General features: G+C 66.8%; 24 protein-coding genes and 2 pseudogenes. 10 read left to right on the forward strand and 16 right to left on the reverse strand.

The annotated features are described in order from the left end of the window. Positions 1 to 3: 3 nt before the first annotated feature. From fabZ to lpxB, 4 genes are all read left to right on the forward strand, one after another. Entirely contained in the window at positions 4 to 483 is a 480-nt protein-coding gene (fabZ, locus tag KNW02_RS06655; protein ID WP_216032484.1) for a 3-hydroxyacyl-ACP dehydratase FabZ, read from the forward strand. Then, a complete protein-coding gene (gene lpxA, locus KNW02_RS06660; RefSeq protein ID WP_216032485.1) occupies positions 476 to 1,264 on the forward strand; it encodes an acyl-ACP--UDP-N-acetylglucosamine O-acyltransferase in 789 nt (262 codons plus the stop codon). Before fabZ ends, lpxA begins: the two co-directional genes overlap by 8 nt. Then, entirely contained in the window at positions 1,261 to 2,058 is a 798-nt protein-coding gene (locus KNW02_RS06665; protein WP_216032486.1) for an LpxI family protein, read from the forward strand. The genes lpxA and KNW02_RS06665 overlap by 4 nt, the downstream gene beginning before the upstream one ends. 85 nt (positions 2,059 to 2,143) lie before the next feature. Next, positions 2,144 to 3,304: a lipid-A-disaccharide synthase gene (gene lpxB / locus KNW02_RS06670; RefSeq protein ID WP_216032487.1), complete on the forward strand. Its 1,161-nt coding sequence runs from the start codon at positions 2,144 to 2,146 to the stop codon at positions 3,302 to 3,304. Here lpxB and KNW02_RS06675 read toward each other — a convergent pair. The 3 genes from KNW02_RS06675 to gatB form a co-directional block, all read right to left on the reverse strand. After that, entirely contained in the window at positions 3,282 to 3,632 is a 351-nt protein-coding gene (locus KNW02_RS06675; protein WP_216032488.1) for a RidA family protein, read from the reverse strand. The genes lpxB and KNW02_RS06675 overlap by 23 nt on opposite strands. A 4-nt stretch (positions 3,633 to 3,636) precedes the next feature. Next, entirely contained in the window at positions 3,637 to 4,392 is a 756-nt protein-coding gene (locus KNW02_RS06680; RefSeq protein WP_216032489.1) for a sulfite exporter TauE/SafE family protein, read from the reverse strand. A gap of 233 nt (positions 4,393 to 4,625) precedes the next feature. After that, on the reverse strand, positions 4,626 to 6,140 hold the full coding sequence (gene gatB / locus KNW02_RS06685) for an Asp-tRNA(Asn)/Glu-tRNA(Gln) amidotransferase subunit GatB (protein WP_216032562.1): 1,515 nt from the start codon (positions 6,138 to 6,140) through the stop codon (positions 4,626 to 4,628). A 318-nt stretch (positions 6,141 to 6,458) separates the two neighbouring features. Between gatB and KNW02_RS06690 the strand changes: the two genes are divergently transcribed. Then, positions 6,459 to 7,082: a lytic transglycosylase domain-containing protein gene (locus tag KNW02_RS06690; RefSeq protein WP_216032490.1), complete on the forward strand. Its 624-nt coding sequence runs from the start codon at positions 6,459 to 6,461 to the stop codon at positions 7,080 to 7,082. A gap of 50 nt (positions 7,083 to 7,132) precedes the next feature. Here KNW02_RS06690 and KNW02_RS06695 read toward each other — a convergent pair. The 10 genes and pseudogenes from KNW02_RS06695 to KNW02_RS06740 all read right to left on the reverse strand — a co-directional run. Then, positions 7,133 to 7,316 (reverse strand): annotated as a pseudogene (locus KNW02_RS06695) (IS1595 family transposase); the annotation flags it as partial. Positions 7,317 to 7,330: 14 nt separating this feature from the next. After that, positions 7,331 to 7,495: pseudogene (locus KNW02_RS06700) on the reverse strand (IS256 family transposase); the annotation flags it as partial. A 296-nt stretch (positions 7,496 to 7,791) separates the two neighbouring features. Beyond that, positions 7,792 to 8,778 carry an ABC transporter substrate-binding protein gene (locus KNW02_RS06705; RefSeq protein WP_216032491.1) on the reverse strand — a complete coding sequence of 329 codons (987 nt, stop codon included), beginning with the start codon at positions 8,776 to 8,778 and terminating at the stop codon, positions 7,792 to 7,794. 25 nt (positions 8,779 to 8,803) lie between these two features. Continuing rightward, entirely contained in the window at positions 8,804 to 9,646 is an 843-nt protein-coding gene (locus KNW02_RS06710; protein WP_216032492.1) for an ABC transporter permease, read from the reverse strand. Next, positions 9,643 to 10,506, reverse strand: a complete 864-nt coding sequence (locus KNW02_RS06715; protein ID WP_216032493.1) for an ABC transporter permease — start codon at positions 10,504 to 10,506, stop codon at positions 9,643 to 9,645. Before KNW02_RS06715 ends, KNW02_RS06710 begins: the two co-directional genes overlap by 4 nt. Next, positions 10,503 to 10,952 (reverse strand): GNAT family N-acetyltransferase, encoded by a 450-nt coding sequence (locus KNW02_RS06720; protein ID WP_216032494.1) that lies wholly within the window; start codon positions 10,950 to 10,952, stop codon positions 10,503 to 10,505. Before KNW02_RS06720 ends, KNW02_RS06715 begins: the two co-directional genes overlap by 4 nt. Further along, positions 10,945 to 11,724: an ABC transporter ATP-binding protein gene (locus KNW02_RS06725; RefSeq protein WP_216032495.1), complete on the reverse strand. Its 780-nt coding sequence runs from the start codon at positions 11,722 to 11,724 to the stop codon at positions 10,945 to 10,947. Before KNW02_RS06725 ends, KNW02_RS06720 begins: the two co-directional genes overlap by 8 nt. Continuing rightward, positions 11,721 to 12,176, reverse strand: a complete 456-nt coding sequence (locus KNW02_RS06730) for a hypothetical protein (RefSeq protein WP_216032496.1) — start codon at positions 12,174 to 12,176, stop codon at positions 11,721 to 11,723. Before KNW02_RS06730 ends, KNW02_RS06725 begins: the two co-directional genes overlap by 4 nt. Further along, positions 12,176 to 13,627 carry a dihydropyrimidinase gene (gene hydA, locus KNW02_RS06735; protein ID WP_216032497.1) on the reverse strand — a complete coding sequence of 484 codons (1,452 nt, stop codon included), beginning with the start codon at positions 13,625 to 13,627 and terminating at the stop codon, positions 12,176 to 12,178. The genes KNW02_RS06730 and hydA overlap by 1 nt, the downstream gene beginning before the upstream one ends. Before the next feature lie 69 nt (positions 13,628 to 13,696). After that, complete coding sequence (locus KNW02_RS06740) at positions 13,697 to 14,962, reverse strand: Zn-dependent hydrolase (RefSeq protein WP_216032498.1); 1,266 nt, start codon at positions 14,960 to 14,962, stop codon at positions 13,697 to 13,699. Positions 14,963 to 15,311: 349 nt separating this feature from the next. On the opposite strand from KNW02_RS06740, the gene KNW02_RS06745 reads away from it, so the two are divergent. Next, positions 15,312 to 15,929 carry a TetR family transcriptional regulator C-terminal domain-containing protein gene (locus KNW02_RS06745; RefSeq protein ID WP_216032499.1) on the forward strand — a complete coding sequence of 206 codons (618 nt, stop codon included), beginning with the start codon at positions 15,312 to 15,314 and terminating at the stop codon, positions 15,927 to 15,929. Between the two features lie 125 nt (positions 15,930 to 16,054). Here KNW02_RS06745 and KNW02_RS06750 read toward each other — a convergent pair whose 3' ends face one another. After that, a complete protein-coding gene (locus tag KNW02_RS06750) occupies positions 16,055 to 16,372 on the reverse strand; it encodes an FYDLN acid domain-containing protein (RefSeq protein ID WP_216032500.1) in 318 nt (105 codons plus the stop codon). 100 nt (positions 16,373 to 16,472) lie between these two features. On the opposite strand from KNW02_RS06750, the gene KNW02_RS06755 reads away from it, so the two are divergent. Continuing rightward, the gene (locus KNW02_RS06755; RefSeq protein WP_216032501.1) at positions 16,473 to 17,159 is read left to right on the forward strand and encodes a M48 family metallopeptidase; all 687 of its coding nucleotides are present in this window, start codon (positions 16,473 to 16,475) and stop codon (positions 17,157 to 17,159) included. A 31-nt stretch (positions 17,160 to 17,190) separates the two neighbouring features. After that, positions 17,191 to 17,835, forward strand: a complete 645-nt coding sequence (locus KNW02_RS06760) for a GntR family transcriptional regulator (protein ID WP_216032502.1) — start codon at positions 17,191 to 17,193, stop codon at positions 17,833 to 17,835. Between the two features lie 9 nt (positions 17,836 to 17,844). On the opposite strand, the gene KNW02_RS06765 is transcribed toward KNW02_RS06760, so the two are convergent. Then, entirely contained in the window at positions 17,845 to 18,453 is a 609-nt protein-coding gene (locus KNW02_RS06765; RefSeq protein WP_252733511.1) for a lipid-binding SYLF domain-containing protein, read from the reverse strand. Positions 18,454 to 18,523: 70 nt separating this feature from the next. After that, positions 18,524 to 19,519, reverse strand: a complete 996-nt coding sequence (hemB, locus tag KNW02_RS06770; protein ID WP_216032503.1) for a porphobilinogen synthase — start codon at positions 19,517 to 19,519, stop codon at positions 18,524 to 18,526. Between the two features lie 98 nt (positions 19,520 to 19,617). Between hemB and KNW02_RS06775 the strand changes: the two genes are divergently transcribed. Together KNW02_RS06775 and KNW02_RS06780 are read left to right on the forward strand one after the other, a co-directional pair. Further along, positions 19,618 to 20,190, forward strand: coding sequence for a hypothetical protein (locus KNW02_RS06775; RefSeq protein ID WP_216032504.1), 573 nt, complete (start codon positions 19,618 to 19,620; stop codon positions 20,188 to 20,190). A gap of 118 nt (positions 20,191 to 20,308) precedes the next feature. Beyond that, positions 20,309 to 21,571, forward strand: a complete 1,263-nt coding sequence (locus KNW02_RS06780; protein WP_216032505.1) for a SulP family inorganic anion transporter — start codon at positions 20,309 to 20,311, stop codon at positions 21,569 to 21,571. Positions 21,572 to 21,770: the final 199 nt, after the last annotated feature.

Raw genomic sequence — 21,770 nt, forward strand, 5'->3', positions numbered from 1 at the left:
CGCATGGCAGACGAGAAGTCCATTTCCGCCCCGTATACCGAGGCCGATCTTTCGCTGATCAAGCGGATCATCCCGCATCGCTATCCCTTCCTGTTCATCGACCGGGTGCGCGATATCGTGCCGCATGAGGGCGGTGTCGGGATCAAGATGGTCACCAATAACGAGCCGCATTTCCAGGGCCATTTCCCCGATGAGCCGGTCATGCCCGGGGTGACCATCGTCGAGGCGATGGCGCAGACCTCGGCCGTGGTCGTGGGCATCAGCATGAACATCATCGACCGGCCGCTGGCGACCTATTTCATGGGTATCGACAAGTGCAAGTTCCGGCGCATGGTGGTGCCGGGCGACGTGCTGGAACTGCACTGCAAGGCGCTGCGCGGCGGCGGCAAGATCTGGAAGTTCGAGGGCCGGGCGCTGGTCGATGGCCAGCTCTGCGCCTCGGCCGAGTTCACGGCGATGATGGCCCTGAAAGCCGATGAGTGAGAGCCGCATCCATCCCACGGCGGTGATCGAGCCCGGCGCCGAGATCGGCACCGGGGTCGAGATCGGCCCGTTCTGCGTGATCGGCCCGCAGGTGCGGCTGGCCGCGGGCGTGGTGCTGAAATCGCATGTCGTCCTTGCCGGCGAGACCTCGATCGGCGAAGGCACCACGATCTTCCCCTTCGCCTCGATCGGCGAGGTGCCGCAGGACCTGAAGTTCAGGGGCGAGCGGGTGCAGCTTGAAATCGGCGCCCGCAACCGGATCCGCGAATATGTGACGATGAACCCGGGCACCGAGGGCGGCGGCGGCGTCACCCGCGTCGGCGATGACGGGCTGTTCATGGCCGGCAGCCATGTCGGCCATGACTGCCAGCTGGGCGACCGGGTGATTCTGGTCAACAACGCCTCGCTGGCCGGGCATTGCCATCTGGGCGATGACGTGATCATCGGCGGGCTGTCGGGGGTGCATCAATGGGTGCGCATCGGCCGCGGCGCGATGATCGGCGCGGTCACCATGGTCACCGCCGATGTGATCCCCTTCGGTCTGGTGCAGGGGCCGCGCGGGCATCTGGACGGGCTGAACCTTGTCGGGCTGAAGCGCCGCGGCACCAGCCGGGCCGAGATCGCGGCCCTGCGCAAGCTGCTGGAGGCGCTTGGGCAGGGGGCCTTCCGCGACACCGCCCGCAGCCGCGCCGAAGCCGAGGTCAGCGGGATGGAGCGCGAGGTGCTGGACTTCATCCTCGGCCCCTCGGACCGGTCGTTTCTGGCGCCGAAACCCGCATGAGCCGGATCGCCGTCATCGCCGGGCAGGGCGGCCTTGCCCCCGCCGTGATCGCCGCGCTGGACGCGCCCTTGGTCTATGCGCTGGACGGGTTCGCGCCCGAGGTTCCGGCCACGCCCTTCCGGCTTGAGCGGCTGGTGCCGTTTCTGGACGGTCTGATCGAGGCCGGCGTCGGCCGGGTGGTCTTTGCCGGGGCGGTGCGGCGCCCGCGTCTGGACCCCGAAGCCTTCGATCCGCGCACCGCGCAGTTGGTCCCGCGGATCCTGACGGCCATGCAGTCGGGCGATGATGCGGTGCTGCGCGAGGTGCTGCGGATCTTCGAGGAACATGACCTGACGATCTGCCGCGTCGATGAAATCCTGCCCGATCTGGTTCCCGCCGAAGGCGTGCTGGCCGGTCAGCCCTCGGATGCCGACCGCCGCGACGCGGCCCGCGCGGCCGAGATTCTGGCGGCGACCGGAGCGCTTGATATCGGGCAGGGCGCGGTGGTGGCCCAGGGCCTGTGCCTGGCGCTGGAAACCCTGCCGGGCACCGCCGCCATGCTGGACTTTGCTGCTGCCCATGCCGGGCTGCGACCCAATGCGAAGGGGGCGCGCGGCCTGCTCTACAAGGCGCCGAAGCCGGGGCAGGATCGTCGCATCGACCTGCCCACGATCGGGCCGGACACGGTCGATCAGGCCGCTGCCGCCGGGCTGGCCGGGATCGCCTGGCAGGCCGGCGGGGTGATCCTGCTGGATCGCGACGAGGCGCGGCGCCGGGCCGAGGCGGCGGGGCTGTTTCTGTGGGCACGCGGCTGATCGGGTCATCGAACGGCAAAGAAATGCTGGCAAGTTCCTTGTTGTCCCAATACCCATAAGGCGACGGAGCAACCGGAAGGCGAGGATGAAGTTCTTCCTGATCGCGGGCGAACCTTCGGGCGACCAGCTTGGCGCGGCGCTGATGGCCGGGCTGCGGATGCTGGTGCCTGATGTGCGGTTCACCGGCATCGGCGGCCCGCTGATGCAGGCCGAGGGCATGGAAAGCCTGTTCCCGATGGATGAACTGAGCCTGATGGGCATCTGGGAGGTGCTGCCGAAGTACCGCCACCTGAAGCGCCGCATCGCGGAGACCGCCGAGGCGGTTTTGGCCGAGGCGCCGGATGCGCTGATCACCATCGACAGCCCCGATTTCTGCCTGCGCGTCGCCCATGCCGCGCGTGCCAAGGCGCCGGGCCTGCGCACCATCCACTATGTCGCGCCCTCGGTCTGGGCCTGGCGGCCGGGGCGGGCGAAGAAGATGGCGCCGGTCATCGACCATGTGCTGGCGATCCTGCCCTTCGAGCCGCCCTATATGGAAGCCGCCGGGATGAGCTGCGATTTCGTCGGCCATCCCGTCGCCACCGCGCAGGTCGGCGGCCCCGATCAGGCCGGGCTGTTCCGCGCCGCCCACGGCATCGACGCCGATGCGCCGGTGGTGCTGTGCCTGCCCGGATCGCGCAAATCCGAGGTCGAGCGGCTGGCCGGGCGGTTCGACGAGGCGCTGATGCGGCTGCGTGACCGGGTGCCCGAGATCCGGGTGGTGCTGCCGACGGTGCCGGGTGTGGCGCATATGGTGCGCGACATGGCGCGGCGCTGGCCGACGACGCCGATCGTGATCGAGGAGGCCGAGGAAAAGCAGGCCGCCTTCGCCGCCGCCGATCTGGCGCTGGCGGCCTCGGGCACGGTCAGCCTGGAACTGGCGGCGAACCGCATTCCCATGGTGATCGGCTATGACATGGCGCCGCTCAGCCGGATGATCGTCGGGCTGCTGCTGCGCACCGACACGGTCACGCTGGTCAATCTGGTCAGCGAGACCCGGGCGGTGCCGGAATTTCTGGGCCATGACTGCCAGCCCGGACCGCTGGCCGAGGCGTTGCAATCGGTGCTGGAGGACATGGCGATCCGCAAGGCGCAGCTGGATGCCATGGACCTGACCATGGACCGGCTGGGCAAGGGTGGAGAGGCGCCGGGCCTGCGCGCGGCGCGCTCGGTGCTGCGCGCGGTTACAGAACCGCGGTCACGATGATCTCGACCTTGTAGTCGGGCGTTGCCAGCTTTGCCTCGCCGGTGGCGCGGGCGGGGGCGTGGCCGGGGGCGACCCAGGCATCCCAGACCTTGTTCATCGAGGCGAAATCCGCCGCCATGTCGGCCACCCAGATCTGGGCCGAGACGATCCTGGTCTTGTCGGTGCCGGCCTTTTTCAGCAGCGTGTCGATCTGGGAAAGGATCGCCCGGGTCTGGTCTTCGACCGAGGTGCCGGGCTCGCCCACCTGGCCGGCCAGCCAGACCATGCCATTGGCGACGACGCCCTGGCTCATGCGTTGGCCGCATTCGATGCGCTTGATATCGCTCATGTGCTTATCCTCCATTAATGAGACGCCAGAAGAAGATGGCCGACATGCCAAAACCGACGGCGGCAATCAAGAGCCGCAGCGTGTGGCGCGGGATGCGCCGCGCCACCGGCGCGCCGGCATAGCCGCCGATAATCGTGCCCGCCGAGACCATGGCCGCCGGAACCCAGACGATCTTGCCGCCGACGGCGAAGACCACGGCGGCGATGACGGCCAGGGCAAAGCTGAGCCAGCTTTTCAGCCCGTTCATCTGGTGCAGGTCGGTCATTCCCCACATCGCGAAGACCGCCAGCATGATGATCCCCAGCCCGCCGTTGAAATAGCCGCCATAGATCGACATCGGCAGCAGGGTGCCCAGCCCGAAGGGCGTGACCACCGAGCGCCAGCGCGAGGCGAGGCGGCGCACCGTATCGGACCAGTAGAAGATGACGGTGGCGACCAGCAGCAGGAAGGGCACCAGCACGGCGAAGGCCGCGTTCGAACTGACCAGCAGCAAGCCGCAGCCGACCGCCCCGCCAACGACGGTCCAGAGCGTCAGCTTCAGCATCGGTGCCCCCTCCATGGCCGCCAGATCGCGGCGGAAGCCCAGGGTGGCGGTAAGATAGCCGGGGAGGGCCGCGACGGTCGAGGTCGCGTTGGCCGCGATCGGCGGCACGCCGGCGAAGACCAGGGCGGGAAAGGTGATGAAGGTTCCTCCGCCGGCGACGGCATTCATCACGCCGCCAATCACCCCGGCAACGAACAGCAGGGTGAATTCAAGCATCGCGGCCTTCCGTTGCTGTCAGGGGACCGGCGCTGCGGGGGAGGTCCGCCCCCGTCGCAAGCCTGCGGGCGCCCTTGGGCCGCCTCTCAGGCATCCGTGTCGTTGCATCAGATCCGATCCCGTCAACACCATCGCGGGATTCGGCATTTCGCCAGACAGTGGACATTTCCCGCGCGCTTGCCAAGGCCCTATCGCCGCGCGCCGCGATCCTGCGGCCGCCGAGGGAACCCCGATCAGAGGCCCAGTTTCTGCGCCACCAGTTGATTGACCGCGGCCGGGTTCGCCTTGCCGCCGGTCGCCTTCAGGACCTGGCCCACGAACCAGCCCGCCAGCTTCGGGTTGGCCTTGGCCTTTTCGACCTGCGTGGGATTGGCGGCGATGATCTCGTCCACGGCCTTCTCGATGGCGCCCAGATCGGTGACCTGCTTCATGCCGCGCGCCTCGACGATCGCAGCCGGATCGCCGCCCTCGGTCCAGAGGATCTCGAACAGGTCCTTGGCGATCTTGCCCGAGATGTCGCCGCGCGCGATCAGGTCGATCACGCCGCCAAGCTGGGCCGCCGAGACGGGCGCGGTCTCGACGCTCAGCCCCTCCTTGTTCAGCCGGCCGAACAGCTCGTTGATGACCCAGTTCGCGGCCTGCTTGCCGTCGCGGCCCCGGGCCACGGCCTCGAAGTAATCGGCGCTTTCGACCTCGGCGGTCAGCACGCCCGCATCATATTCCGACAGGCCCAGATCCTGCACGAAACGGGCTTTCTTCTCATCCGGCAGTTCCGGCATCGAGGCGCCGATGGCGTCCACCCAGGCCTGCTCGATTTCCAGCGGCAACAGGTCGGGATCGGGGAAATAGCGGTAATCATGCGCCTCTTCCTTCGAGCGCATCGACCGGGTTTCGCCGCGGTCGGGATCGTAGAGGCGGGTTTCCTGCACCACCTTGCCGCCATCTTCGAGAATGGCGATCTGGCGCCGCGCCTCAAAGTCGATGGCGGCCTGGATGAAGCGCAGCGAGTTCATGTTCTTGATTTCGCAGCGGGTGCCCAGATGGCTGAAATCCTGGGTTTCCTGATATTTCTCGTAAGCACCGGGCGGGCAGACGCTGACATTCACATCGGCGCGCAGGTTGCCGTTCTGCATGTTGCCGTCGCAGGTGCCCAGGTAACGCATGATCTGGCGCAGCTTGGCGACATAGGCCGCCGCCTCCTCGGGGCCGCGCAGATCGGGGCGGCTGACGATCTCCATCAGCGCGACCCCGGTGCGGTTCAGGTCCACGAAGGACATGTTCGGATCCATGTCGTGGATCGACTTGCCGGCATCCTGTTCCAGATGGATTCGCTCGATCCGGACGCGGCGGGCAACGCCGGGGCCCATGTCCACGATCACCTCGCCCTCGCCGACGATGGGCGCGTAAAGCTGGCTGATCTGGTAGCCCTGCGGCAGGTCGGGGTAGAAATAGTTCTTGCGGTCGAAGGCGCTGGTCAGGTTGATTGCGGCCTTCAGGCCAAGGCCGGTGCGCACCGCCTGGGCCACGCAGAATTCGTTGATGACCGGCAGCATGCCCGGCATGGCCGCATCGACGAAGGCCACATTGCTGTTCGGCTCCGAGCCGAATTCGGTCGAGGCGCCCGAAAACAGCTTGGCCTTCGAGGCGACCTGGGCATGCACCTCCAGCCCGATCACCAGTTCCCAGTCGCCCCTGGCGCCGGCGATGGTCTTCGGTTCCGGCGCGGTGAAGGAGAGGTGGTCAAGCATCATGGCCTCGCTTGCGGTGTGGCATCTTGGCGGCGCTTTTAGGCCAGTGCCGGGACATTGTCACGGGGCGGTCGGCGATCCCCGGACCTGATTCGCGGCTTTTTAGCAGGACGGTCCGAATCGCGGGCCGCCGCTCGCGGCCCATGAGAAGGTTGTGAAAGGGTTAACGGCCGCAGCGGCACGGGACGCGATTGGCGGAATTCCGTCCATGCCTTCGGGGCGGCTTGGCGCGATCCCGCCGACGGGCAGGCGCCGCGCTTGCGCGATCTTCGCCGCACGCGCATCGCTGGCGGGTGAAAACCGCCTGATGAGGATTGAATGCGCGCCGCGCTTGTGCCCCTTGCCGCCCTGACCTTTCTGGCCGCCTGCCAGTCCACGCTCACCCCGCAGACCGATGCCGAGGCAGAAGCGCTTCGGAACGAGCAGATGCAACTCGCCGTGACCCCGCCGATGCGGTGGGAGGATCGCAGCGGTTCCGATGACTGGACCCGGGCGACGCTGGCGGCGCTGGATCGCGAGGGCGTGACCATCCTGTCGAACGTGCCGCAGGACATCGAGACCTTCTGCCCGAACTATGCCGAACTGGCCCAGACCGGGCGGCGTGCGTTCTGGGCGGGGCTTCTCTCGGCGCTGGCCAAGCACGAAAGCACCTATAATCCCAAGGCCAGTGGCGGTGGCGGCAAATGGCTGGGCCTGATGCAGATCGCGCCGGCGACCTGGCGCGGCTATGGCTGCAACGGCAATATCACCAACGGCGCCGACAACATGGCCTGCGCGGTGCGGATCATGTCGAAACAGGTCGGCCGCGACAATGCCGTCGCCCATGACGGCAGCGGCTGGCGCGGCGTGGCCCGCGACTGGGCGCCGATGCGCAACGCGAAAAAGCGCGCCGACATCGCCGCCTGGACCAGCAGTCAGAGCTATTGCAGCGAAGAGGTCTGAGGGGCTTTGCCCCTCTCGCCGCGCCACGGGGCGCGGCTCACCCCAAGGTATTTGCGGTTTGCCTTACGGTTAGCCGGGCGGATATGGCCACCAAAGTAGGCGCCATCAATCTCGACATGACCGGCCAGCTTTTCGCCCGTGTGGACCTCTTGAGCCATCGCCTCGCGCAGCTCGTGAGCCAGAACGAAGGCCGTCTTCGTATTGGCAGCCCAGATCGCGGGAAAGCTGGACACACATCCGCCCGGATGCAGAGGAACTTCCGGCTGCCCGGTCAGTGCCTCGCGCTCGGGCAGATGTCCGTGCTGGACCAGCCGGGCGCGGCCGTCTTCCAGCTTCTCGGTCGCGTGGTGCTCCAGCAGCGCCGCCAACTCGGCCTCGACCGCCTGACGGATCAACTGCCGCGCGCCGATTCGGTCAGAGGATCGGTGGTATATCCCTTTCTCAGCTGAGAATTGACGGCGCGTGAACATCGCCTTGACATGCCGTCCCTCAGGGCATCACCAACTACTGCGCATATCTCGCAATCCCCTCTTCGCCGCCAATGCCCGTTCCTGCCCGGCCTCGGCCGGCGGCAGCATGGCGATCCTGTCCCGTCTTCTCGCACGGCGGGCGGAACAGGGCGGTCGTCGCGCCGCGTGAACCGCCCTGCCGCATTTCGATCCGGGCGACGGCAGGACGGTCAGCCGCCCCGTCGCCGCCCCTGCGGGGCCTAGTTCAGCGCCGCGTCGGTGACGACAGGGCTCCACGCGCCCTCGGGGGCCTTCGAGATGACCGGATCCGAACCGCCCGACAGCAGCGTGTCGACCGTGCGCTGGTAATCGGCCTCGACCAGCGCGCCGTCCGAGCCCGCCGTCAGCTTGGCGACCTCGCCCATCATGCGGGTCTGGTGTTCGATGGTCTGGGCGCCGGTCTCGTCGTTGTCCAGAACGATCTGGGCGGCTTCCTCGGGGTTCTCCTCGGCATATTTCCAGCCCTTCATCGAGGCGCGCACGAACCGGGCCAGCTTGTCGACCATCGCCGGATCCTCAAGCGTCTGCTCCAGCGTATAGAGCCCGTCCTCCAGCGTGGCGACGCCCTGATCCTCGTATTTGAAGGTGACAAGATCGTCCGCGGTCAGCCCGGCATCCAGCACCTGACCGTATTCGTTATAGGTCATGGTGCTGATGCAGGCGGCCTGTTTCTGCAGCAGCGGATCGACGTTGAAACCCTGCTTCAGCACCGTGACGCCGCCCTCGCCACCCTCGGTCGAAAGGCCCAGCGTGTTCATCCAGCTGAGGAAGGGATATTCGTTGCCCGAGAACCAGACGCCCAGCGTCTTGCCGGCGAAATCGGTCTTGGGATCGGTGATGCCGGTTTCCTTGAGGCAGGTCAGCATCATGCCCGAGGATTTGTAGGGCTGGGCGATATTGACGATCGGCAGGCCCTTTTCGCGCGCGGCCAGTGCGGCGGGCATCCATTCGACCACCACATCCGCGCCGCCGCCGGCCAGAACCTGCGTCGGGGCAATGTCGGGGCCACCCGGCTTGATGGTGACATCGAGGTCCTCTTCCTCGTAGAACCCCTTGTCCTTGGCGACGTAATAGCCGGCGAACTGCGCCTGGGTGACCCATTTCAACTGCAGGGTCAGTTCGTCGGCGGCTTGCGCGCCGCCGGCCAGCAGGGCCATGGCTGCCGCAGATAGCATCAGTGTCTTCATAGGTCGCTCTCCTGTTGGGGGGCGGTCAGCCCCGTTGTTTGCGCTGTGACGGGTGCCAGAAGGTCACCTTCTTTTCGATCAGCGCCACGATGCCATAGAACAATGATCCGGCGATTGCCGCCACAAGGATTTCGGCCCAGACCAGCGGCAGGTCCAGCCGCCCCACGGCGGTCGAGATGCGAAAGCCCATGCCCCTGGTCGGACTGCCGAAGAACTCGGCCACGATGGCGCCGATCAGGGCCAGCGTGGTGGTGATCTTCAGCCCGTTGAACAGGAAGGGCATGGCGGCGGGCAGGCGCATCTTCGCCAGCGACTGCCAATAGGGCGCGGCCCATGTCGCCATCTGGTCGCGCTGCATCTGGTCGGTGGCGGCCAGCCCCGCCACCATGTTCACGAGGATCGGGAAGAACACCATCACCACCACCACCGCCGCCTTCGACTGCCAGTCGAAGCCGAACCACATCACCAGGATCGGCGCGATGCCGACGATCGGCAGGGCGGCGACGAAATTGCCGACCGGCAGCAATCCGCGCTGCAGGAAGGGGCTGCGGTCGATGGCAATGGCGGTGGCGATGGCGGCCGCGGCACCCAGCACCCAGCCGCTCAGCGCGCCCTTCAGGATGGTCTGCACGAAATCGCCCCAGAGAATCGCGGTATTCTGCGTGAAACTGGCCGCGATCTGGCTGGGGGCCGGCAGGATGACGGTGGGGATGGCATAGGCGCGGACGGTCATCTCCCACAGGATCAGCAGGGTGATGCCGAAGATCAGCGCCACCAGGAAACGGCTCAGCCGCGTGTCAAAGCGGGCCAGCCAGGCATTCAGCGCCCAGCCGCCCAGCCAGACGGCGATGATCGGCAGCGCGCTCATCGCGCCAGCCCCATGCGGCGCAGGGCCAGCCTCTCGATCCAGCCGATCAGGAACACCAGCCCCGCCGCCAGCGCGGCCGCCACGAACAGCGCCGCCCAGATCTGCACCGTCTGCCCGTAATAGCTGCCCGACAGCAACCGCGCGCCCAGCCCGGCCGAGGCCCCGGCCGGCAGTTCGCCGACGATGGTGCCGACCAGTGCCGCCGCGACCGCAACCTTCAGGCTGGCGAACAGGTAAGGCATCGAGGACGGCAGCCGCAGCCGCCAGAACACCTGCGAACGCGAGGCGTTCCAGGATCGCATCAGGTCCAGTTGCATCGCGTCGGCGGTGCGCAGACCCTTCACCATGCCGACAAGGACCGGAAAAAACGACAGCCAGGCGGCGATGATCGCCTTGGGCAGAAGCCCGGTGATACCGGCGCTGGCAAAGACCACGATCACCATCGGCGCGATGGCAAGGATCGGCACCGTCTGGCTGGCCACCGCCCAGGGCATCACCGACTGGTTCATCGCCCGGTCATGGACGATCCCGACCGCCAGCCCGATCCCGGCCAGCGAGCCGATGGCAAAGCCCGCCAGCGTCGCCGAAAGCGTGATCCAGCCATGCCAGACGAGGCTGCGCTTCGAGGTGATCTTCTGCCCGAACACGCCGTCCCACAGGCCCGCGGCCACCTGATGCGGGGCGGGCAGGACCGGTCGGTCGAGGCTCAGCGTCTGGCGGACGAATTCGCCCATGCCCAGAACCGTCTCGCTGCGCGCCGCCTGATCGCGCACCCAGGTCGAGTTCATGCCGATGGCCGCCACATACCAGATGGCGACGACGGCCAGCAGGACGGTCAGGACGGGCAGCGTGTTCCTCATTCCTGGCCGCTCCAGGTCATGTTCCAGACCGGCAGGCCGTCATCATCGGTGCCCTCGCCGATGACACTCAGCCCCTCGCGCAGATAAAAGCGCCGGGCGTCGCGGTTCGGCTGCCAGACGGTCAGGGAAAACCCTGCCGGAGAGACCGCCTTGACCGCATCCAGCAACGTCTTGCCCAAGCCGCGCCCACGGTCGGCGGGCGACAGGTACAAGGCCGGCAGGAACCGTGCCTGCGGGTTCAGGGTGACGTAACCCACCACCGCGCCATCCTGCTCGGCGACGAAGACCCGCCGCGTCTGAAGAAGACGGGGCGAGAACATCGCGGCGATCACCTCGTGCGGATGCGAGCGCGGCAGCCAGTCGGTCGCGTCGATATAGGCGTTGAGGATCGCCGCGCAGGCGGGCAGATCCTCGGGCCCGGCCTCGCGGATCAGGGCCTCAGTCATAGCTGTGCCCTTCGCGCAGCCCCTCGCGCACCTCATGGGCCAGGGCGATGAATTCGGGCGTGTCGCGGATGTCCAGCGGCCGCTGCGTCGGCAGGGGGCTGTCGATGACCTTGGTGATCCGGCCCGGACGGGGCGACATGACCACGATCTTGGTCGACAGATAGACCGCCTCGGGGATCGAATGGGTCACGAAACCGATGGTCTTGCCCGTCTTGCGCCACAATTCCAGCAGCGCCTCGTTCAGCCGGTCGCGGACGATCTCGTCCAGCGCGCCGAAGGGTTCGTCCATCAACAGGATATCGGCGTCAAAGGCCAGCGCGCGGGCGATGCTGGCGCGCTGCTGCATGCCACCCGACAGCTGCCAGGGATACTTGCCGCCGAACCCCGCCAGATCGACCAGGTCCAGAACCCGCGCGATGCGCGCCGCGCGATCGGCCTTTGCAAAACCCATGATCTCCAGCGGCAGACCGACATTCCCCGCGATGGTCCGCCACGGATAAAGACCCGGCGCCTGAAAGACATAGCCATAGGCCCGCGCCCTCCGCGCCGCATCGGGATCCATCCCGTTGACACTCAGCCGTCCGGCGGTCGGCGCCTCCAGCGCTGCGATGGCGCGCAGAAGCGTGGTCTTGCCGCAGCCAGATGGTCCGATGAAGCTGACGAAATCGCCCTGGTTGATGGTCAGATCCACGCCCTTCAGCGCATGGACCGGGCCATCGGCGGTCTGGAAGGTCAGGTCGATCTGGTCGGCGGTGATGACGTAAGCGGTCATGGCAGAGCCTCTGCCGGCTTCTGGTGATAAATCAAATGGCCTAGTGCCAGACCGATCGCGATTGTCAGCGGCAGGGCAAGCGTTATTGCCAAAATTGGTAGGTCACCGAATATGCGTGGCCCGAAGATGGACCACGCCAGCCAAACAGCGTTCAGCCAACCAATTACCGCGGCCATCGCGGATGCGATAATTGGACCGGCAGGCTCCGTCCTCAATCGCCGGCAGATCGCGATCACAAACATCCAGACCGCCAGAGATGGCAAAACAGAGCGTGCTGTCGCGCCGACTGCCAAGAGCATTGCGATTTCATTCCATTTGTAGGGAAGGCGTGTTCCCGACACATTTGCGAGAACCGAGAGGAAAGTAATCGTTACCGTAGTTGTAAGGGCGGCACTACCGAAGAACAGGACGGGCCATCTCCAGTCGATTTGCATGCGAGCAAAAAAGGTCATCACACTCCCGTCGCCGGAATCCCCGACCGTTCCACCGGTCGTGGCGCTGTCAACTCCTTCCATTGTGACAGGGCGCGGTTCACCGTGCCGCGTGGTTCGCGGCCGACGAATTCGCCGTGACCCTCGCGGCTGTCGACCTTGCCCTCGGTTACGGCGACGACGCCGCGGGTCAGGGTGAAACGCGGCAGGCCCCTGACCTTCTGGCCCTCGAACACGTTGTAGTCGATGGCTGATTGCTGCGAGCCCGCCGTAATGGTCTTTTCGGCTTGCGGATCCCAGACCACCAGGTCGGCATCCGCGCCGACCAGCACCGCGCCCTTTTTCGGGTACAGGTTCAGGATCTTGGCGATATTGGTCGATGTGACTGCGACGAACTCATTCGGTGTCAGCCGACCCGTACCGACTCCGTGTGTCCACAGCATCGGCATCCGGTCCTCAAGCCCGCCGGTGCCGTTCGGGATCCTGGTGAAATCGCCCACGCCATAGCGTTTCTGCTCGGTCGTGAAGGCGCAGTGATCGGTCGCCACCACCGACAGGCTGCCCGATTGCAGCCCGGCCCAGAGGCTGTCCTGATGCGAGCGGTTGCGGAAGGGCGGCGACATGACGCGCCGCGCCGCGTGATCCCAGTCCTTGTTGAAATACTCGCTCTCATCCAGTGTCAGATGCTGGATCAGAGGCTCGCCCCAGACGCGCTTGCCTTGGCTGCGCGCGCGGCGGATCGCCTCGTGGCTGTCCTCGCAGGACACATGCACGACATAGAGCGGCACGCCCGCCATGTCGGCCACCATGATGGCGCGGTTCGTGGCCTCGCCCTCGACCTGCGGCGGGCGGCTGTATGCATGCGCCTCGGGCCCGGTATTGCCCTCGGCCAGCAGCCGCGCGGACAGTTCGGCCACCACATCGCCATTCTCGGCATGGACCAGTGCGATCCCGCCCAGATCGCCGACCCGGCGGAACGACGCGAACAACTCGTCGTCATTCACCATCAGCGCGCCCTTGTAGGCCATGAAATGCTTGAAGCTGGTGATGCCGCGCTTCACCACCTCCTCCATCTCGTCGAACACCTGCTGCCCCCACCAGGTAATCGCCATGTGATAGGAATAGTCGCAATGCGCCCGCCCGGACTTGTTGTCCCACATCTGAAGCGCATCCAGCAGCCCCTGCTGCGGCGAGGGCAGGGCGAAATCCACCACCATGGTTGTGCCGCCCGACAAGGCCGCGCGGGTGCCGCTCTCGAAATCATCGGTCGAGTAGGTGCCCATGAAGGGCATCTCCAGATGCGTATGCGGGTCGATCCCGCCCGGCATGACATAGCAGCCGGTTGCGTCCAGTTCGGTGTCACCGCCGAGGTTCTCACCGATCGCGGTGATCTTGCCGCCCTCGATCAGCACATCCGCCCTATAGGTCAGATCGGCGGTCACAATGGTTCCGTTCCTGATAACCTTGCTCATCCCTGCGCCTTTCTTCTTCATCCAAATATCCCGGGGGTCCGGGGGCAGCGCCCCCGGCTTTCCCTTGTCTCAGCGGACAATCTCCGCCACGTCCAGCACAGCGTGCAACAACACATCCGCCCCGGCACTCGCCCATTCCGGCGAAATCTCCTCGGCCTCGTTATGGCTCAGCCCGTCCACGCAGGGGCACATGATCATCACCGTCGGCGCGACGCGGTTGATCCAGCAGGCGTCGTGGCCCGCGCCGCTGACGATATCCATATGGCTGTAGCCCAGCCGCTCCGAAGCCTCGCGCAGCGTCTGCGCCAGGCCCGCATCAAATGTCACCGGGTCGAAATGGCCGACCGGTTCGATCTCGATCCCCAGCCCTAGTTCGGCTGCAATCTTCGGGGCTTCGGCCTCCAACCGTGCGCGCATCGAGGTCAGCTTGTCCAGTTCGGGTGAGCGGAAGTCGATGGTGAAGACCGCGCGGCCGGGGATCACGTTGCGGCTGTTCGGATAGACATTGGCCTGACCCACCGCGCCCACGGCATTCGGCTGATGGTCCATGGCGATGCGATGCGCGGCCTCGATGATCCGCGCCATGCCAAGGCCCGCGTTCACCCGCATGTGCATCGGCGTGCTGCCGGTATGCGCCTCCTTGCCGGTCAGCGTGACCTGCAGCCACCACAGGCCCTGGCCATGCGTCACCACGCCGATCTGCTTGCCCTCGGCTTCCAGAATCGGACCCTGCTCGATGTGATATTCGAACATCGCATGTATCGGCCGGCCCCCGACATCCTCGGCCCCGCGCCAGCCGATGCGGTCCAGTTCCGCCCCGAATGTCCTGCCCTCGGCATCCTCGCGGGCATTGGCGAAATCCTCGGTATGCATCCCGGCATAGACGCCGCTGGCCAGCATGGCCGGCGCGAAGCGGGTGCCTTCCTCATTGGTCCAGTTCACCACCACGACCGGCCGGCGCGTCTTCAGCCCCATGTCGCGGATCGAGCGAATCACCTCCAGCCCCGACAGCACGCCCAGCACACCGTCATATTTCCCGCCCGTCGGCTGGGTATCCAGGTGGCTGCCGATATAGACCGGGTCCAGCGACGGATCCTCGCCCTCGTGGCGCATGAACATGTTGCCCATGCGGTCGAGGCCCATGGTCATCCCGGCTTCCTCGCACCACCTGCGGAACAGGGCGCGGCCCTCGGCATCCGCATCGGTCAGGGTCTGGCGGTTGTTGCCGCCGGCGATACCCGGGCCGATCTTCGCCATCTCCATCAGGCTGTCCCACAGCCGGTCGCCATCGATCTTCATGTTGGCGGCGGAGGCCGTGCCACTGCTGTCGGTCATGTCTCGTCCTTCCTGTCTGGCCGTCCCGTCTTGGCGCGGGGTGGCGGGATGGGATGCTTCAGCCTGTCCCTCCGAACCCGCCGGAAACACGCGGCCGCAAGAGGACATTATGCGCGCGATTTCCGCGCCGTGAAGAGGTACCGGCCACGGGGCGCGGTGTCCTGATGCGGCTGGTGGCGCCGGGGGCGAAATGGCGGTCGGGCGGCATGGCGGCACCATCCCATGAAATGCTGACCGAACGGTCAGGATCAGGCTAGCACGCCCCTTGGACCAGTCAAGCATGCAAGTCCGGGCGTGACAAATCGCAATCATCTGCTCAGAAAAGAACCATGTCAGAGCAGGATGGACGATGACTGATCAGAACGAGCCGCAACTGACCCGGATCCAGCAGAAGAACCGCGAACGGATTCTTGAAGGCGCCCTGACCGCATTTTCGGCCAACGGCTTCAGGGGCGCGACCATCGACCAGATCGCCGAGGCGGCGGGACTGTCAAAGCCGAATGTGCTGTATTATTTCGGCTCGAAGGACGAGATCCACAAGACGCTGCTGACGGCGCTTCTGGACATGTGGCTTGCGCCGATGCTGGCGATCGACCCCAGGGGCGACCCCCTGGACGAGGTGCTGGACTATGTCTCGGCCAAGCTGCGCCTGTCCCGCGACTTTCCGCGCGAGAGCCGGCTTTTCGCCTATGAGATCCTGCAGGGTGCCCCGCATCTGAACGAGATTCTGGGCGGACGGCTGCGCATGCTGGTCGATGAGACGGTGGCGATTCTGGCCGCCTGGATCGATGAGGGGCGGCTGGCGCAGGTCGAACCGCATCACCTGATCTTCTCGATCTGGGCGCTGACCCAGCATTATGCCGATTTCGAGGTCCAGGTGCGCGCGGTTCTGGGGCCGGGCCATGATCCCTTCGCCGAGGCCGAACTCTATCTCGAGAACCTGTTCCGGCGCATGCTGCAGGTCTGAGGCGCGCAGGCCCACCGGGCGGCCTCGGGGGCGATCAACCGTGCCGGGCACGCAGAAACGCAAAAGCGCGGCCCATCGGCCGCGCCTGCGTCTGCCGGGCCGCTCGCTGCGGCAGGGACGGTCGATCAGTCCTCATCGTCGTCCGCGACATCGGCGATGTCGTCCAGCGAGACATCGCTGTCGTCATCGTCCTCCTCCAGCAGATCGTCGTCCAGATCGCCGCTGTCATCGTCCAGATCCTCGTCGTCATCGTCGACCAGATCATCGGAATCCCGGGCCGAGGCCTTTTCGCTGACAAGGCTCTTGCCGCGCCCTTCGGTGATGCTTTCCAGCGTGAACTGGTTGCCGCATGCAGGGCAGGTCATCGGATTCGTCCGCAGGTCGTAGAACCGGGTCGCACAATGCGGGCACAGGCGTTTCGTGCCCCATTCCTCTTTGGGCATGGTAATCTCCTTCCGCCGCGATTAGGGAATTTGGCGTCCCCTGCCACAGCATTGCGGGGGTGTCAAAGGCTTTTCCGGGCTAAGGGGGCGGGCAGGGCGGATGGACGACGGCATCACCATCGCGGGCGGGCTGCGGATAGCGCTGCGCCGCTCGGGCCGGGCGCGGCGGATGACGTTGCGGGTACCGCGCGACGGCGGCGACGCGGTGCTGACCCTGCCGCGTCATGTCGCCCTCAGCGAGGGGCGCGCCTTTGCCGAATCGAAACGCGACTGGTTGCTGCAGGCGACCGCGCGGCGGCCGGTGCCGCAGCGGGCCGCGCATGGCGTGGCGATCCCGGTCGAGGGGGTGCCGCGGCAGATGGTCCCGGCGCCGGTTCCCTCGGCGCGGCTGGAACCCGACAGGCTGCTGATCCCCGAGGGGCGGGCGGTCGGGTCGGTGGTGCAGGCGTTCCTCAAGCATCTGGCGCATCGGCGCCTTCATGATGCCTGCGACCGTCACGCCACGTCGCTGGGCCGGCCCTTCCGCGCCATCGCCCTGCGTGACACGCGCTCTCGCTGGGGCAGTTGCACCGCGGATGGGCGGCTGATGTTCTCATGGCGGCTGGCGATGGCGCCGCCCGCGGTGCTGGACTATGTCGCCGCCCACGAGGTTGCGCATCTGGCGCATATGGACCACTCGCCGCGCTTCTGGGCCGCGGTCGAGCGGTTGATGCCCGACTTCCGCCCGCGGCGCGACTGGCTGCGTCGCAATGGCGCGGATCTGCTGATGTGGAAATTCCGCGATTGACCGCCATGCGGTTTGTGATCACAGATGTGGCATGACCGCCACACGCACCACCGATCCCGCCGCGCATGAGCGCCTGTACCGCAGCCTGCGCAGCCGCATCATGCTGGGCGAACTGGCGCCCGGCGCGGCACTGACGCTGCGTGGGCTGGCACGGGAATATCATCTGTCGATGACGCCCGCGCGCGAGGCGGTGCGGCGGCTGGCGGCCGAGGGGGCGCTGACCCTGTCGGCCTCGGGGCGTATCGCCACGCCGGAACTGTCGGATGAGCGGATCGAGGAACTTGCCGCGCTGCGGGCGCTGATCGAGCCGGAACTGGCCGCCCGCGCCCTGCCGCGGGCGCATTTCGCGCTGATCGACCGGCTGGCGCAGATGAACGGCCGCATCGCCGACGCGGTCGAGCGGCATGACGCGGTCGGCTATATCCGCTGCAACCTGGACTTTCACCGGATGCTGTATCTGCGGGCTCAGGCGCCGGCGATGCTGGCCATGCTGGAGACGATCTGGCTGCAGCTTGGCCCGACCATGCGGGCGCTATACGGCCGTGTCAGGCGCAACGAACCGCCGCGCCATCACCGGATGATCCTGGCCGCGCTGCGCGCCGGGGATGAGCCGGCGCTGCGGTTGGCGGTGCGGGCCGATGTGACCCACGGCTTGCGGCATCTGACGGCGACCTGAGGCGGCGCCTCAGCCCGGGGGCGCGCCGGTCCCGCCGATGGCCACCAGCGAGGAGGGGATGATGCGCGAATATTTCGTCCCCTCGATGGCGGCGCCGGCCATCAGCCCGGCCTGCCCGAAGATCATCGCCACCACCGGCAATTGCGCGGTGATCGTATCGGCCCCCAGCGACATGCCGCCGGCCGGGATGGCGTAATAGGCGTCGGCCCCCGCGACCCAGCCGCTGGCGGCGCGGAAGGCGGCCAGTGCGGTATCGGTCTGGAAGATCAGCACATGCGCATATTGCTGGGCACCGGCCTGAAAGCCGAAGGTGGCCTGGGTGGCCGAATAATAGTCGACCGTCGCCCCGCCGATGCGCAGCGCCCCCTGACCGTAGGCCGCACCGACACCCAGGGCCGCCTCGGTCATCAGCGGCATGTAGAGGACACCCTTGGCGTTCTGCACCAGCGGCGCCGCTGTCGGATAGTTCTGCAGCAGATACTGATGCGTCTGGTCCACCCGCGCATCCAGTTGCGCCGCGGCGTTCGAGCCCACGGCATTGGTGCAGCCCGCAAGGGCCAGCATCGCGCCGCCGCCCGCCAGCAGGCCGCGCCGGGTCATCATGTTGGATTTGCTCATTTTGTCGCCTCGCTTGTTTCAATCGGGCACTGACGGCCCGTTGCGCGGAACGATACGCGAGACGCAGCGATCATGCCAGCATTTCAGCCACGGCAGGCGCGAAATAGCTGAGGATCCCGTCGCAGCCGGCGCGGCGGAAGGCCAGCAGGCTTTCCAGCATCACCTCGCGCGACAGCCAGCCGGCGCGGATCGCCCCCTCGATCATCGCGTATTCGCCGCTGACCTGATAGGCGAAGGTCGGCGCGTCAAAGCGGTCCTTCACCTCGCGGCAGATATCCAGATAGGGCAGGCCGGGCTTGACCATCACCATGTCGGCGCCCTCGGCCAGGTCACGGGCGACGCAGCGCAGCGCCTCGGCCCGGTTGGCGGGGTTGATCTGATAGGTCTTCTTGTCGCCGACCAGCCGCCCCGAGGCCCCGACCGCGTCGCGGAACGGGCCATAGAAGGCGCTGGCGAACTTCGCCGCATAGGACAGGATCGCCACATCCCTGTAGCCGTCCAACTCGAGCGCCATGCGCAAGGCGCCGATGCGGCCATCCATCATGTCGCTGGGGCCAAGGATGTCGGCGCCGCATTCGGCCTGAACCAGCGCCATCTTCACCAGCGCCTCGACGGTTTCGTCATTGACGATCTCGCCATCCACGACGAATCCGTCATGGCCGTTGATGTTGTAGGGATCCAGCGCGATATCGGTCATCACCGCCAGCTCGGGCACGGTTTCCTTGATCGCGCGGATGGCGCGGTTGCCGATGTTGTCCGGATCCCAGGCGCGCTCGCAGGTTTCGGTCTTCAGGTCCTGATCCGAATGCGGAAAGATGCAGATCGCCGGAATGCCCAGACGTGCCGCCCGCTCGGCCGCGCGCCGGGCACCGTCCAGTGTCAGCCGCTCGACCCCGGGCATCGAGGCGATCTCGCCCTCGGCGCCGGCGACCTCGGTCACGAAGATCGGCCAGATCAGATTGGCGGGCGCAAGGCCTGTCTCGGTCACCATGGCGCGCAGATTGGCGTTGCGGCGCATCCGGCGCAGCCTCGTGGCGGGGAAGGGGGCAATGATCGGTCGGGCCATGGCGGGATCCTTTTGGTCGGTCGGGACGGGCGGCAGGCGCTTTCCCTTGGCTCGCCAACGTTCTAAGGTCGCGCGCGATCAAGAACAAGGAATGCTGCGTGCCGCAATTTGACGGATTGATCAGCCTGCTGGACAGCCGCTCTTTCGGGACCGTCTGGTTCTGGCTGGTGCTGATCGGCATGTGGTCGGCGGTGGGGCGCAACGTGCTGGGCGTGCCGTCCGAGGTTCTGGCCCGCGCCTGCCGCGCACGGGCGGCGGGCGAGCCCGAAGGCCCCGCCGTCATCGCCCTGCTGGACTGGCTGTCGCTGACCCTGCCGCGCTGGCGGCTGGGCGCGCGCGAGGGCGCGATCTTCCTTGGCGTCGTCTCGTTCCTGCTGACCTCGCTGGCGCTCTTCGGCTTTCGCTACGGGCTTGAATTCGCGCAGGCATTGACGCTTCTGCTGCTGCCCTTCGCGGTGCTGTTCTGGCTGCGCGTGCTTCTGGCCCGCCGTCTGCTGCCGCTGCTTGAGGCGGGAGAGGCGGGGGATCGCCCCGTTTCGGGCGTGGCGGCCGATGCCGTTCGCCACATGATCAATCACCGCCGCCTGGTCCTGGTGCTGTCCATTGTCGCCGTCGCCGGGACCGCGCTTTGGGCCACCCTCTGGACGCAGATGCACCCGAACGGGCTGTAGGGCCGTCGCGGCTCGAATGACCGGGCGGCAAGCTCCGGTTCCGGCGGCTGCCGATCCGGCCGGGGCGGGCGCCGCGATCGCGGCTGGCATCCGTTGCGGCAGCAGCTATTGTCGCGGCATGAAACCGAAGATCATCACGACACTGTCCGACTATTCGCGCGCACTGTTCCTGCAGGATGCGGTTGCAGGCGTGCCCGTCGCCATGGTCGCCCTGCCGCTGAGCCTTGCGATTGCGATTGCCTCGGGGGCGGAGCCGGCCGACGGGCTGGTCACCGCCATCGTCGCCGGCTTCCTGATCTCGCTGCTTGGCGGAAGCCGCGTGCAGATCGGCGGGCCGACCGGAGCGTTCATCGTCGTCGTCTATGACGTGATCGCCCGGCACGGCTATGACGGGCTGGTCGTGGCGACCTTCATGGCAGGGCTGATCCTGCTGGTCGCGGCGTATTTTCGCGCCGGCAACCTCATCAGGCTGATCCCCGAGCCGGTCATCAACGGTTTCACCATGGGCATCGCCGTGGTCATCGCGGCGAGCCAGCTGAAGGACATCTTCGGACTGAAGGTGGCCGAGGTGCCGGCCGATTTCCTGGCGAAGATCGACGTTCTCTGGGCGGCAAGAGAGACGGGCTCGATCGCCGCGGCGCTGATCGGTCTGGCGACCATGGTCCTGATCGTCGTCTTTCGCCGCGCTGCGCCCAGGCTGCCCGGCCTGATCGTTGCCATCGTGCTGACATCCGCTCTGGTTGCCTTCGCGAATCTGCCGGTCGAGACGATCCGGACACAGTTCGGCGAGTTGCCGAATTCCCTGCCAAGCCCCGCGATCCCGGCATTCGATCTCAGCCAGTTGCCGGATCTTCTGCCCTCGGCGCTGGTCATCGCCTTTCTGGCGGGCGTGGAGTCGCTGCTGTCGGCAATGGTCGCCGACCGCATGATCGCGGGACGGCACCGGCCCAATGCCGAGTTGCTGGCGCAGGGCATGGCCAATATCGGATCGTCGTTGTTCGGGGGGCTGCCGGCAACCGGCGCCATCGCCCGGACGGCGACCAATATCCGCGCCGGTGGAAAGACGCCGGTGGCGGGGCTGATCCATGCCCTGACGATTCTGGTGATCATGTATGTGGCGGCGCCCCTGGTCGGGCGCATGGCGATGCCGGCGCTGGCCGGGCTGCTGATCATGACCGCCTGGAACATGAGCGAGCCGCACAAGTGGCGCGGCTATCTGGCCGAGCGGCGGTCCGATCTGCTGCTGATGATACTCACCATGACGCTGACGGTTCTGGTGGATCTGACGGTCGCCATCGGGGTCGGTGTCGGCCTGGGGCTGGCCCTGCGCCTGCAACGCCGCAACATTCCGGCCTCGGACTGGTCGGACCCCGAACGATAGGCGAGACGGGGCCGCATCGCCCGCATGAAAGTTGGCATGGCCGGAAGGGGGGGCGTTATCGGCCTCGCGCCCGGCCCCGCATGACCGGCCGTTCGGAAAAATTACCCCCCGCATTCGCTGCCAGAATGCGGGGGGCTGGTGTCAGGCTGCGCGCCTCTTGCCGGGCGGCTGGCTGCTTCGATAGGGGCGCGGTGAGGAG

Source organism: Paracoccus marinaquae (assembly GCF_018860165.1).
Taxonomy (GTDB): Bacteria; Pseudomonadota; Alphaproteobacteria; order Rhodobacterales; family Rhodobacteraceae; genus Paracoccus; species Paracoccus marinaquae.